Source organism: Rhizobium ecuadorense, assembly GCF_001187535.1.
Lineage (GTDB): Bacteria > Pseudomonadota > Alphaproteobacteria > Rhizobiales > Rhizobiaceae > Rhizobium > Rhizobium ecuadorense.
Genome location: NZ_LFIO01000935.1, coordinates 1 through 12,839 on the forward strand (window position 1 = coordinate 1; position 12,839 = coordinate 12,839).

Genomic DNA, 12,839 nt, shown 5'->3' on the forward strand with positions numbered 1-12,839 from the left:
CGCCAACTACTTCAGGGCTGCCGGATATGACCCGGATTGAACAGGATCTGCTCTATATATAGTAAACGAATTTGCAGTATCGTATATTTTAAGTACTTCAGTTTCATCTAGCATTAGCTGGGTTGCATTGCATTGTGGGTCGGCGTCGACCACCAAAACCTTCTTTTTCTTTATCAAGGCTAGGTACGCTGCTAAGTTGCACAGGAGTGTTGTTTTGCCCACTCCACCTTTGTTGTTAAAGAAAGCGATTGATTGCATATTGATCCCCATTGCGGGTCTTCTATCAAGGATTGAAACGATAGGCAATGCGCGTGCCTCTAGCTATCACTTGCACATTTCGGCGTTGAAACCCATCAGTTCTAACCTCGGCCGACGTCACCTGCAGTCAACGCTTAAGCTACCCGACTCACTCGAGGACGACCGTGAACGGAACCACCTGCTGAAGGAGGTCGCCGTGCCGGATAAGATGTTTTGTGGACGGTTTGGATGCGGCATAGCGTCTCCGATCGGCAACCTATAAACAAAGTTTGTTTCGCTGTGGTGCGGAAGCTGCGGCGCCTATTTTTGTTTCGCCGTACGGTGACCATAAATTCAATATTCGGTTCAGTATATTTTGGGTGGAACATATGGGGAAGGGCGCAATTGTCGCGACAAGCTGGGAGAATCTCATCTCGTTGCTTTATCAGGGCGACTGGGATGGAGCGATAGGCCGACATCGCTCTTCGCTGGTGTTTCGGGGGATGACCAATTCATCCTGGACGATGAAGACCTCTCTGATGAGATTGGGTGGAAATTACAGCGTGCTGGAGAAGCACCTGTTAAGAAATTTTCGAAAGTACGCCCATCGCGATGTTGTTGAACGGGATTCATTTTGGCATTGGCTTGCCGTGGCCCAACATCATGGCTTGCCGACGCGGCTACTCGACTGGACCTATTCGCCGTTCGTTGCAATGCATTTTGCCACGGATGGGCTGGCGAGTATGAATGAGAATGGTGTTATTTGGTGCGTTGACTTGAGACTCGCTCATCAATCTCTGCCGGCCATCTTGACGAACTCCATCGCTCAGGAAGGATCTTACGTATTTACAATTGACATGCTCGCCGCACTGGAAAGGAAACGAGACGAGTTTCCATCTCTGGTCGCGGAAGCTGATGACAAGGGTTATCAGCTGTTACGCGATCTGGGCGACTTTGATAAACTTTCAACGGACCCATTCGCACTTTTCATTGAGCCGCCTTCAATTGACGACCGCATCGTAAACCAATTTGCTCTGTTTTCGGCTATATCCGACGCGAAAATGACCATGGATGAGTGGCTTCAGAGTCGGCCGGAAATGTACAAAAAGGTCATTATCCCTGCTCATCTGAAGTGGGAAGTAAGAGACAGGCTTGATCAGGCAAACGTTAATGAAAGAGTTATTTATCCTGGGCTCGACGGTTTAAGCAAATGGCTGTCGCGCCATTATTTTAGCAGGACTTAGGGATAGTAGCGGACATGTGGGTGACGACGTGTCCGAGAGGCACGGCATTTAAAAAATGCCAACGGACGAACTCGACTTTTCCGTGTTGCGGCCTTGTCACGGACACAATTCCCGATTAAACGTTTTCGCATCGATCTTGCTAGATGAACTTTGAAACGGCGCTCGCGTCGTTCCTGGCGAACTTCCTCCAAAATCGGTTTTCATCGTCGCTCGTGCTTCGGTTCGCGCGGCAATCTTCTATGAGCGATTCGAAAAGGATATCGTCATGAGCACTGGTACCGTAAAGTGGTTCAACGCAACCAAGGGCTTCGGCTTCATTCAGCCGGATGACGGCGCTGCCGACGTTTTCGTCCACATCTCGGCCGTTGAACGCGCCGGCATGCGCGATCTCAAGGATGGCCAGAAGCTGTCTTACGAGCTCGTCCGCGACAACAAGTCCGGCAAGATGTCGGCAGACCGCCTCCAGGCGGCCTAAGGCCTAGCAATTCCAGGAAAAGTGCGAAGCGGTTTTCCGTCCGGAATTGCGTTAAAGACAAAAGCAGCGCGTCCTCTTGGACGCGCGGGGCTTTGAATATCATCTCCGGATCGTGACCACGGATGTACTGGCACGGTTCGTCGAGATGGCAGGGAAGGTCGGGTTAGCCCGGCCTTTTTTTGTTTCGCCGCCGGCTCAGCCGCCAGCCGCCTCACCACCCTCCAGCATCTCCATCACCCGCGCCATCACCGCCCGCGCCGCATCGAGCTCGGCTGACGTAAACGCAGCACCCAGCCCATCCGCCCATCCGGCCTGCGCCACCTCGATGACGCCGAGCCGGGCGGCACCTTCCGCGGTCAACTGCACCAGCTTGGCGCGCTGATGCTGCGGGTTGTCGGCATAGGCGATCAGCCCTTCTCCCTCCAGCACATCGGCAAGCCGCTGCACGCCCTGGCGGGCGAGGCCGAGCGCGCGGGCGATCTGTGCCACCGACATGTCGCCGCGCCTTGCCGCGGCCAGTACCTGCCAGCGCGCGCTTGTCTGTCCCGCCGGCTTTGCCAGCTGGTCGCCCGCCGCCGTCAGATGGCCGGCGAGGCGAAGGGCGGTGATTGCGAAAGCGGAAAAGGCATTCCCCTCCATCGTCCGCTCCGGTCGATTTTGTTTGACAACATGTTGTCTATTTTGTATCTCATCCATAATGACAACATATTGTCATATGCAGACGACGGATGCAACGGCAAGGAGGAGCGCATCGTGAAGAAGACCTACAAGGGAAGCTGCCATTGCGGCAAAGTGCACTACGAGGTGGATATGGACCTCGAAGAGGGAACCGGCCGCTGCAATTGCTCGATCTGCACGAAGCGGCGCTACTGGGGCGCCAACGTCAAGCCGGAGGATTTCCGGCTGATGTGCGACGAGGCCGAGACATCGGATTACCAGTTCAACACGATGAGCGGTCACCACCGCTTCTGCCGCACCTGCGGCGTGCCTGCCTTCGGCGACGGTTATGTCGAAGCGATCGGCGGCGCCTATGTCTCGATCAACATCGCCTGCCTCGACGATCTCACCCCTGAGGAACTGGCAGCCTTTCCAGTCCGTTATTACGACGGCAGGCACGATGCCTGGTGGAACGAGCCTAAAGTGACGAGTTATCTCTGAAGCAATTCCGGCAAAACTGCATGGCGGTTTTGCGTTCGGAATGACGCAAAGAGAAATGCATCTTGTCGGATCGTGCTCCCGCCGTTCGTCCTCTGTCTAGAGTGGAAAAGGAGACCGGTTGTGAAAGACGAAACCAACGCCAGGCATGAAGAAGAGGCGGTTATCGCCATGCTGATGATGCGGGCCAAGGCGATCGGCGAAAAGAACGCCGAGGAGGCGCTTTCCTATGAGGCGGAGGATTCCGTCGAGTTTTCGCTGGCGCCGCCGCTCGTCAGCAATGGCAAGGACGCAGCCGGCCTGCAGACCTGGTTCGATAGCTGGGAAGGCCCGATCGGCGGCGAAGTGCGCGATGCCAGATTGACGCTCGGCGGCGATGTCGCCTTCTGGAGTGGTCTCCTGCGCATGACCGGGACCAAGACCGATGGCGCCGAGGTCGACCTCTGGTTCCGCCAGACCCTCGGCCTCGTCAAGCGGGATGGCCGCTGGCTGGTCGCCCATCAGCATGCATCCGTGCCCTTCGCCATGGACGGCAGCGGCCGCGCGCTGCTTGATCTGAAGCCGCAAACTGCAGGCCCTGTCGAATAATTCTGCCGCCGATCAAGCATCTCGGGCAGACCCTGCAGCGGTTTTGCGGCGGCCGGCCCGTGCGTTGAAGAAGACGCTGGCGACGGCGTTCGGCGGCGGTTCGAAGGCGACAGCTCCGGCCGACCATGGCTGGGAGGATTTCTGATCCGATCCGTTCAACGGGATGGAGGTGTTCGCGGCGGCCGTCCTCAGGCCGCCGCCTTCCGCCGTCCGGCGCGAAGCCCCAGCAGTCCGGCGCCCATCAGCAGCAGAATTACAGTCGCATAAATGTCTGTCGTCAGCGCATAACCGGCCGATTTCGCCAGGAAGCCGGCAAGGATCGCCGGCAGGCTGAAGGCGAGATAGCTCTGCACGTAAAAGGCCGATAGCAGTCCGGCCCGTTCATCTGCCTTGGCGAGCGGCATGATGGTGCCGATCGAACCGAGGAAATTGGTGCCGAAACCGGCGCCGGTGAAGACCGTGCCGATCAGCAGCAGCGGCACATTGGCAAGATGCACGCCGGCAACGACCGTCAGAATGCCGAGCGTCTTGGCCGACACGCCGAAGCCGAGATTGGCCGAGGCCGACTTGCTGCGCCTGAGATAAACGGCGGTCGCGCCGCTCACCATCAGTGCAGTCACCACCGCTCCGCCGGTTAGCGGCGCCTTACTGGCGGTCGTGCTGGCGACCAGCGACGGAACCAGCGAGAGGTAGAAGCCGGCAAGCGTCCAGTTGGCGATGTTGATCGGCGTCACCAGCGACAGCGGCCGCTTCACCTGCTGGGGAACGGTGACCCTGGGGATCAGCGAATCGAGCGCGCCCGGCCGTGTGCCGCCGGTCTCGTGCGTCAGCCAGATGCCGGCCGCCAGCAGGGTGAAGGTGGCGAGCAGCAGCGCATAAATGAGATGCATCGGGAAGGGGCCGTATTGGATCAGGGCGCTGGTGCCGATCGCGCCCACCGCCATGCCGCAAAGCGGCGCGATCGAATTGACGATCTGCCCCTTTGCCCGGTCGACATCGACCAGAGCGGCGCCGAGCGAGGCGCCGGCGATCCCGGTTGCAACACCCTGGACGATCCGCGCCGCGATCAGCCAGCCCGGGCCGCCGGCGACGACGAAGAGCGCCATGGCGCCGATCTCGAGCACCAGCGCGAAAAAGATCACCGGCTTGCGGCCGAGATGGTCGGAGATCGAACCGGCGGTCAGCAGCGCTGCCAGCAGCGCGAAGGCGTAGACGGCGAAGACCACGGTGATCAGCACCGGCGAGAGCGAAAAGTTTTCCTGATAGATTCGGTAGAGCGGCGTCGGCGCCGCGGAGGCCCCGAAAAAGGCGGCGAGCGTCAGCGCATGAAAACCGATCGAGGGGCTCTGCGCATTCCCGGTGGATTTGGCTGCGGCGACCATATATAAGCCCTCTTAAAGCTAAGCCGTTGCGTTAGCTCCATGTAAGGCGAATGCATGGTAAAGGCAAATTCTTTGCGTTTATGGTTCTGTCAAAGATTTTGAACCATGGAGATCGGGAACGGGTGCAGGCATGGCAGTAAAAGAGAATCTCCGTCCGGGCGGCAGAAGCGCCCGGGTTCAGGCATCGGTGCACAAGGCGGTCCGCGAGCTGCTGGACGAGATGAACCGCGCCGAGGTGACGATCCCGCTGATCGCCGCCAGCGCCGGTGTGACCCCGTCGACCATCTACCGCCGCTGGGGCGACCTGCAGCAGCTTCTCGCCGATGTCGCCGTCGAACGGCTGCGCCCGGATATGCAGCCGGTCGACGCCGGCAGCGGCAAGGCCGATCTTCAAGCCTGGGCCGAGCAATATGCCGAGGAAATGTCCTCCGGGCCGGGCCGCGAGATGATCCGCGACGTGCTGGCGGCGCAGGCCGGCGCCAATGCCTGCAAATGCTCGGAATATACCCGCCAGCAGATCGTCGTCATCGCCGAGAGGGCAGAGGCCCGAGGTGAAAGCTTCCCGGATGTCGACCGCGTCATGGACGAGGTGGTGGCCCCGATCATGTATCGCATCCTGTTCGGCGACGTGCCGGATGCCGCGCGGGTGCTCGATCTGGTCGCGCGCGTCATGACCACGACGGATTGAGCCTGGCTCCTACTCCGCAGCCGCGCGCTTGAGACCGGAAATCTGGGTGATATAGGCCCGCAGCGCCGCCGGCCGCACCGGTTTGTGCTGAACGGCGATGTCTTGCCGCTCGGCCTCGCTGCGCACTTCAGGCGTGCGATCGGCGGTAACCAGCAAAGCGGGGATGTCGGCGCCGAACTGCCGGCGCAGATGCAGGATCGCGGCAATGCCGGTGCCGTCGTCGAGATGATAGTCGGCGATGATAAGATCCGGCGGCCCGTCACGGCCGTCGCTTGCGATCACGTCGGCGAGGCAATCGAGCGCCGCGACCTCGCAGCCCCAGCCGCTGAGCAGCAGCCGCATGCCTTCGAGAATCTTCGGCTCGTTGTCGACGCAGAGGATCTTCAGCCCCTTGAGCGGCTGCCCGGGCCGCTCAGTGGGAGCGATAGCCGCTGCCGCCTCGGCCGGGCGCGAGACGTCGAGCGGCATGGCGATGCGGAACTCCGTGCCCTTGCCATGCGTCGATTGCAGTTCGACCGGATGGTTGAGCACGCGGGCAATGCGGTCGACGATCGACAGGCCGAGCCCGAGGCCGGAGGCGGTTTTCGCGCCTTCGTCCAGCCGGGCGAATTCCTTGAACACGGTGCGGAATTTCGACGGCGGAATGCCGATGCCGGAATCGATCACCTGGATGATCACCTGGTTGCCGCGCCGCCGCGCCCCGACCAGCACCTTGCCGGTGATCGTATATTTGATGGCGTTGGAAACGAGATTCTGCACCAGCCGGCGCAGCAAATTGGGGTCGGAGCGCACCCTGAGCGATGTCGGCATGACCACCAGCTTCAGCTGTTTTTCGCGGGCGATCGGCGCGAAATCGGTCTCGATCCGCTTCAACAGATCGGAAAGCGCGACTGCAGCCAGCCGCGGCCGCATGGCGCCGGTATCGAGCCTCGAGATATCGAGCACGGCGCCGAGAATGGTTTCGACCGATTCCAGCGCCGAATCGATGTTGCGCACGATCGGGCCGTTATCGGATTGCGCCATGCGTTCGACCAGCGCCGAGGAATAGAGCCTGGCGGCGTTCAGCGGCTGCAGGATGTCGTGGCCGGCGGCGGCGAAGAAACGGGTCTTGCCGATATTCGCCTCGTCGGCGGCGGCCCGCGCCTCGCCGAGTTCGTGGTTGACGCGGGTCAGCTCGGCCGTGCGTTCAGCGACGCGCTGCTCCAGCGTCTCGTTCGCCTGTTTCAGCGCCTGGTCGGCACTGACGCGCTGGGTGATATCGGTGAAGGTGGCGACAATGCCCTTATCAGGCATCGCGTTGGAGCGCACCTCGATGATCCGCTCACCGCCACCAAGCACCAGTGCGAAGGGCTTGTCGAGCGTCAGGAAATGCCGAACCGTCTGGCTGAGATCGCCAGGCGCGATGTCGCCGCGCTCGCTGAGTGTTTTGACAATATCGGCCAAGGGGAAGCCGACCTGACCGGCACTTTCCGGCAGGTCCAGCAATTGCCGGAAGCGCCGGTTCCAGATCGTCAGCCGGTTGGAGCTGTCGAAGACGGCGATGCCCTGGTCCATCTGCGAAAGGGCGGTCTGCAGCATATCCTGGTTATATTGCAGCGCCTCGCTCGCCTGGTCGAGCAGCCAGGCGGTGTCGGAAGAGGCGTCCTCGGTCTTCTGCAGGATCAAGGACAGCACCAGCCGGGCCGAGGACGAGCCGATGGCGCTGCCGAGCAGCTGCTCGCTGAAATGGATGAGCGCCATATCGGCCGGCTGTTCGTCCTCCAGCTTGCGGCCGGAGCTTTGTTCGTAAGTGGTGAATGAGCGCTGCATGCGCTCTTCGCCGAGATAGCGCGAGATCGCCGCCTTGAGATCGCCGACGCTGATGCGCGTCTTCCAGCCGCGCGTGGCAAATTGCGAGCGCGAATGCCGTTTGACGAAGATGCCGGCCTGGATCCGTTCCAGCGGCCTGGCATTGCGTGTGAGCGAGCCGACGATGAAGAAGGCGGTATTGACGAGCAGGCTCATGACGGTCGCATTGACCAGCGGATCGGCGTCGGGCGCGGCAAACAGCGTGGTGCCGGGAAAGATGAAGCCGAGCACGGCGCTTGCCACATAGGAATAATCGGGCCCGCCGAGCGAGGGCAGGAACAAGAGGTAGACCCAGATGACGAAGCCCGAGGTCAGCCCGAGGATCGCGCCGCGTGCATTGGCCCGCCGCCAGATCAGCCCGCCGACGAGGGCAGGGGCGATCTGCGCGATCGCTGCAAAGGAAAGCAAGCCGATCGAGGCAAGACCGGCGGTGCTGTCGGTCGAGCGGTAATAGGCGTAGCCGAACAACAACACGGCGAAAATGGCGCTGCGGCGGATGTTGAGCAGCGTCTTGGCGAAATTGTCGCGCTGGCTGGCGCGGCCGGCGAGTTTGCGCCTCAGGAAGATCGGCATGATGATGTCGTTCGACACCATGATCGACAGCGCCACGGAATCGACGATGACCATCGCCGTCGCGGCCGAGAAGCCGCCGATGAAGGTGATCAGCGACACCACCGGCATTTCGCCGGCCAGCGGCAGCGACAGCATGTAGAAATCGGCGTTACCGGCACCGCCGAAGGTCAGCAGGCCGCCGATCGCCACCGGCAGCACGAAGAGATTGATCGCGATCAGGTAGCTCGGAAACAGGAAGCCCGCGAGTTTCAGCTGTTTCGGCGTCCGGTTTTCGACGACCGTCACGTGGAATTGCCGCGGCAGCAGGATGATCGCGAAGGCCGACAGGGCGATCAGGGTGATCCAGCGGCTGATCGGCGTGTGGTAGCTGAGCGCCGACATGACAAGGCCGTTGTCGACCGTCTTCTGCCAGAGATCGGCCGGGCCGTCGAAGAGAAACCAGATGACGCAGATGCCGGCCGTCAGGAAGGCGACGAGCTTGACCACGGATTCCATCGAGACGGCCAGGATCAGCCCGTCCTGATGCTCCGTCGCATCCGTATGCCGGGTGCCGAACATGATGGCGAAGCAGGCCAGCACCAGCGTTGCCAAGAGCGGCAGGTCGAGGAAATAGAGATTGCCGCTGCCAATGCCGTAATCGGACGGATTGACCATGGCGCTGACGGTGCTGGAAATCGCCTTCAGCTGCAGCGCGATATAGGGAATGGTGCCGATCAGCGAGATCAGCGCCACGATGGTGGCGACCGTCGGGTTCTTGCCGTAGCGCGCGGCGACGAAATCGGCGACCGAGGTCAGTTTCTCCGCCTTGGCGAGTTCGATAATGCGGCGAAGCAGCGGCATGCCGAGGGTGAAGACCAGGATGGGTCCGATATAGATGCCGGCAAATTCCAGGCCGCGCTGCGCCGCAAGCCCGACACTGCCGAAATAGGTCCAGGAGGTGCAGTAGATCGCCAGGCTCAGCGCATAGACCACCGGCCATCCGCCCTCCAGCGCATCCGGACCGCGCTTCTTGCGGTCGCCATAGCTTGCCACGGCGAAAAGCAGCAGCAGATAGCCGAAGGCAGACGCGAATATGACCCAGCCTGGAAGCATTGACCCTCCGCCGGCGGAAAGCCGCCGGGACCTCCCGCAACGTAGATCAGCTTAGGTCATTTCAGGCGCGTTGAAAATTCCCGCCCGTCTAGGCCTTAAGTCAAAGGCTGCCGGGCGTACTGCCGAATAATTGCGATTGCCGATTGATTAATTGCAATGAAGATGTAGCTAATGAAATCCATCGCATACTCTCTGAAATGGATCGAAGGGAGACGGATCCGATGCTCAACGAATTCAAGGCCTTTATCGCCCGCGGCAATGTCATGGATTTGGCGGTCGGCGTCATCATCGGCGGCGCCTTCGGCGGCATCGTCAAATCTCTGGTCGACGACCTGATCATGCCGATCGTCGGCGCCATTTTCGGCGGTTTCGATTTTTCGAATTACTTCCTGCCGCTTTCCTCGGCCGTCAACGCCCCGACCCTTGCCGCCGCCCGCGCCCAAGGGGCGGTCTTTGCCTATGGCAGCTTCCTCACCGTTCTCATCAATTTCCTGATCCTTGCCTGGATCATCTTCCTGATGGTCAAGGGTGTGAACTATCTGCGCCTGCAGGTCGAGCGCCAGGAAAAGGCAGCACCGGAAGAGCTGCCCCCGCCGCCGGCTGATGTTCAGCTGCTGACGGAGATCCGCGATCTGCTGGCCAGCCGCCCGACGGCCTGATCGAGGCTGGAGGCTGCGGCTTCAAGCGGCGGACTGAGGCACATTGCGCCGGATGTTTCGCTCCCGCCCCCGCATGCCTATTGCCGTCCGTGCGCGTGATTTTCCCCTCCCCCTCTCCCCGTAAACGGGGCGAGGGGACGTGCCCTGCGAGAGCCTTGCGAGGGACGGAGAGGTTGCCGCATACCCCTTCGCCCCGCGAGCGGGGGTCCGAAGGACGGGTCGAGACCCGTGGCTCGACCCCGGCAGAGGTGCCGGCAGGCGGATGAGGGGCAAGCGTCGATCTCCAAGGGTGCTTCACTCCGCCCCTGCCATTCATCACGAAAATCGATATGCCATCACTTGTTATCATGGGATTTGCCGGCGCAAATCCACTATGAAGGCGGAAACTGGAGATATGCATGTCGATCGTGAAGAGCCTCAGCCCGCGCGCCATGGCGGCGCCAGAAAGCGGGATCGTCGAAGTCGTCAATTATGCCCGTGGCCGCGAAGGCCTGCTGCCGCTCTGGGTAGGGGAAGGCGACCTGCCGACGCCCGATTTCATCAGCAGGGCGGCGATGGACGCGCTTGCTTCAGGCGAGACCTTCTACACCTGGCAGCGGGGCATTCCCGAGCTTCGCCAGGCGCTTTCGGATTATTACCACAGGCATTTCGGAATCCGGCTTCCGGTCGAGCATTTCTATGTCACCGGCTCCGGCATGCAGGCGATCCAGCTCTGCGTGCAGGCGCTGACCTCGCCGGGTGACGAGTTCGTCTATCTCACCCCCGCCTGGCCGAATATCGCCGCCGCCCTGGAGATTGCCGGTGCGCGCTCCGTCGGCATCGAGCTGCAGTTCGAAGGCGGCAAATGGGCGGTCGATCTTGACCGCATCGAAGCCGCCATCACGCCGAAGACCCGGGGCATCTTCGTCAACACGCCGTCGAACCCGACGGGCTGGACGGCGACGAAGAAGGATCTTGCCGATATTCTGGCGCTGGCCCGCCGGCACGACCTCTGGATCATGGCGGATGAAATCTACGCCCTCTATTATTTCGCCGGCGGCCGGGCGCCCTCCTTCCTCGATGTGACGGAGCCCGACGACAAGATCATCTTCGTCAATTCCTTCTCGAAGAACTGGTCGATGACAGGCTGGCGCGTCGGCTGGGTCGTCGCCCCGCCCGAGATGGGCCAGGTACTCGAGAACCTCATCCAGTATTCGACATCGGGCGTCGCCCAGTTCATGCAGAAGGGCGCCGTCGCAGCCCTTGATCAGGGCGACGATTTCGTTGCCGCCAATATCGCCAAGGCGGCCCGCTCCCGTGATATTCTCTGCGATGCTCTCGTCGCCACCAACCGCGTCGAAACGCTGAAGCCGGACGGCGCGCTTTACGCCTTCCTGAAGATCGACGGCGTCACCGACAGCCGCGGTACTGCGATCGACATCGTCGACAAGACAGGCGTCGGCCTTGCTCCTGGAGCCGCGTTCGGCGCCGGCGGCGAACTCTTCCTGCGCGCCTGTTTTTTGCGCGATCCCGCCCAGGTGGCGATCGCCGCCGAGCGTCTCTGCGACTATATCCTCAAGCGCTGAGAAGGGGTCGACCCAAGCGATTTCGTGCCGGAATCGGCCGATCGATAAAACTTGAGCAAAGCCTGAAATCGGCCTCTAACCACAAGTCCAAACATACCGGTTCAAAGGGCCTCCAACGGCCATTCGATAAGAAAATTGGAAAGAAAAACCGGGCCTGATGCCCCTGCTATAAAACAAAGCAGGGATGCGGGACATGGCGGTTTTGGTGACGGGCGGCGCCGGATATATCGGCAGTCACATGGTTTGGGCGCTGCTCGATGCGGGTGAGGATGTGGTCGTGCTCGACAGCCTCTCCACGGGTTTTCGCTGGGCTGTGGCACCGGCGGCGCGTTTCTATCTCGGCGACGTCGCCGATCCCGCCATCTTGAAGAAGATCTTCATCGAAAACGACATCGAGGCGATCATCCATTTCGCCGGCTCCGCCGTCGTCCCGGTCTCGGTCGCCGATCCGCTCTCCTATTACGACAACAACTCGGGCAAGACCCGCGCGCTGCTCTCCGCGTCGGTCCAAGCCGGCATCCGCAACTTCGTCTTCTCTTCGACCGCAGCCGTCTATGGTCAGCAAAAGACCGATCTGCCGGTGAAGGAGACGGCCGTCCTCAATCCGGAAAATCCTTACGGTCAGTCAAAGCTGATGACCGAATTCATGCTGCGCGATGCCGCCGCCGCCTATGACTTCAACTATGTCGCGCTTCGCTACTTCAACGTCGCCGGCGCCGATCCCGATCACCGCGCCGGCCAGTCGACCTCAGGCGCCACCCACCTGATCAAGGTTGCCTGCGAGGCAGCGCTCGGCAGGCGCGACAGCGTCAGTGTCTATGGCATCGATTATCCGACCCACGACGGCACCGGCGTGCGCGACTACATCCATGTCAGCGATCTGGTCGATGCCCATCTGAAAGCGTTGCAGCATCTGCGCAGGGACAAGGGCTCGCTCGTTGCCAATTGCGGTTATGGTAGCGGCTATTCCGTGCTCGACGTCTTGAACATGGTCACCCGCCTGCACGGCCATTCCTTCAAGATCCACATGGCGCCGCGCCGTGCCGGCGATTCGGCGAGCGTCGTCGCCGACGCTTCGCTCGCCCGCCAGGTGCTCGACTGGAAGCCCAGGCACGATTCGCTGGAAACCATCGTGCAAAGCTCGCTCGACTGGGAACTGTTCCTGGCGAACAGAAATGTCGACGATCTGCACAGCATCCACCGGGCACTCGCAGCCGCATCTTTCTGAAGCGCTTCCGGTGAGAGCGCGCATCAGCGCGTTGATCATCCCCGTGCCTGCGGGACCTGTATGACATGACGTGAATAGGGAAAAATCGAGCATCTCCTGGCCCCG

At 61.1% G+C, this 12,839-nt stretch carries 12 protein-coding genes; 8 read left to right on the forward strand and 4 right to left on the reverse strand.

Annotation, left to right across the window (positions count from 1 at the left end):
* Positions 1-6 precede the first annotated feature (6 nt).
* On the reverse strand, positions 7-270 hold the full coding sequence (locus AF337_RS46070) for an AAA family ATPase (protein ID WP_202813702.1): 264 nt from the start codon (positions 268-270) through the stop codon (positions 7-9).
* Between the two features lie 356 nt (positions 271-626).
* Between AF337_RS46070 and AF337_RS16070 the strand changes: the two genes are divergently transcribed.
* Positions 627-1,481, forward strand: coding sequence for an FRG domain-containing protein (locus AF337_RS16070; protein ID WP_049732805.1), 855 nt, complete (start codon positions 627-629; stop codon positions 1,479-1,481).
* Between the two features lie 265 nt (positions 1,482-1,746).
* On the forward strand, positions 1,747-1,956 hold the full coding sequence (locus AF337_RS16075; protein WP_003545273.1) for a cold-shock protein: 210 nt from the start codon (positions 1,747-1,749) through the stop codon (positions 1,954-1,956).
* Positions 1,957-2,151: 195 nt separating this feature from the next.
* Here the strand turns inward: AF337_RS16075 and AF337_RS16080 are convergent, their stop codons facing one another.
* Positions 2,152-2,652, reverse strand: a complete 501-nt coding sequence (locus AF337_RS16080) for a MarR family winged helix-turn-helix transcriptional regulator (protein ID WP_082336818.1) — start codon at positions 2,650-2,652, stop codon at positions 2,152-2,154.
* 57 nt (positions 2,653-2,709) lie between these two features.
* On the opposite strand from AF337_RS16080, the gene AF337_RS16085 reads away from it, so the two are divergent.
* Both AF337_RS16085 and AF337_RS16090 read left to right on the forward strand, forming a co-directional pair.
* Positions 2,710-3,114, forward strand: coding sequence for a GFA family protein (locus tag AF337_RS16085; protein WP_049732902.1), 405 nt, complete (start codon positions 2,710-2,712; stop codon positions 3,112-3,114).
* A gap of 120 nt (positions 3,115-3,234) precedes the next feature.
* Complete coding sequence (locus tag AF337_RS16090) at positions 3,235-3,699, forward strand: YybH family protein (protein ID WP_049732807.1); 465 nt, start codon at positions 3,235-3,237, stop codon at positions 3,697-3,699.
* Positions 3,700-3,887: 188 nt separating this feature from the next.
* Here AF337_RS16090 and AF337_RS16095 read toward each other — a convergent pair whose 3' ends face one another.
* Complete coding sequence (locus AF337_RS16095) at positions 3,888-5,081, reverse strand: MFS transporter (protein ID WP_049732808.1); 1,194 nt, start codon at positions 5,079-5,081, stop codon at positions 3,888-3,890.
* A 130-nt stretch (positions 5,082-5,211) separates the two neighbouring features.
* Between AF337_RS16095 and AF337_RS16100 the strand changes: the two genes are divergently transcribed.
* The gene (locus AF337_RS16100) at positions 5,212-5,769 is read left to right on the forward strand and encodes a TetR/AcrR family transcriptional regulator (protein ID WP_049732809.1); all 558 of its coding nucleotides are present in this window, start codon (positions 5,212-5,214) and stop codon (positions 5,767-5,769) included.
* A 9-nt stretch (positions 5,770-5,778) separates the two neighbouring features.
* On the opposite strand, the gene AF337_RS16105 is transcribed toward AF337_RS16100, so the two are convergent.
* Positions 5,779-9,282 carry a PAS domain-containing hybrid sensor histidine kinase/response regulator gene (locus tag AF337_RS16105; protein ID WP_049732810.1) on the reverse strand — a complete coding sequence of 1,168 codons (3,504 nt, stop codon included), beginning with the start codon at positions 9,280-9,282 and terminating at the stop codon, positions 5,779-5,781.
* Positions 9,283-9,503: 221 nt separating this feature from the next.
* On the opposite strand from AF337_RS16105, the gene mscL reads away from it, so the two are divergent.
* The 3 genes from mscL (at position 9,504) to galE (ending at position 12,734) form a co-directional block, all read left to right on the forward strand.
* A complete protein-coding gene (mscL, locus tag AF337_RS16110) occupies positions 9,504-9,941 on the forward strand; it encodes a large conductance mechanosensitive channel protein MscL (protein ID WP_049732903.1) in 438 nt (145 codons plus the stop codon).
* A 398-nt stretch (positions 9,942-10,339) separates the two neighbouring features.
* The gene (locus AF337_RS16115) at positions 10,340-11,506 is read left to right on the forward strand and encodes a pyridoxal phosphate-dependent aminotransferase (RefSeq protein ID WP_049732811.1); all 1,167 of its coding nucleotides are present in this window, start codon (positions 10,340-10,342) and stop codon (positions 11,504-11,506) included.
* A 193-nt stretch (positions 11,507-11,699) separates the two neighbouring features.
* Entirely contained in the window at positions 11,700-12,734 is a 1,035-nt protein-coding gene (gene galE / locus AF337_RS16120) for a UDP-glucose 4-epimerase GalE (RefSeq protein WP_049732812.1), read from the forward strand.
* Positions 12,735-12,839: the final 105 nt, after the last annotated feature.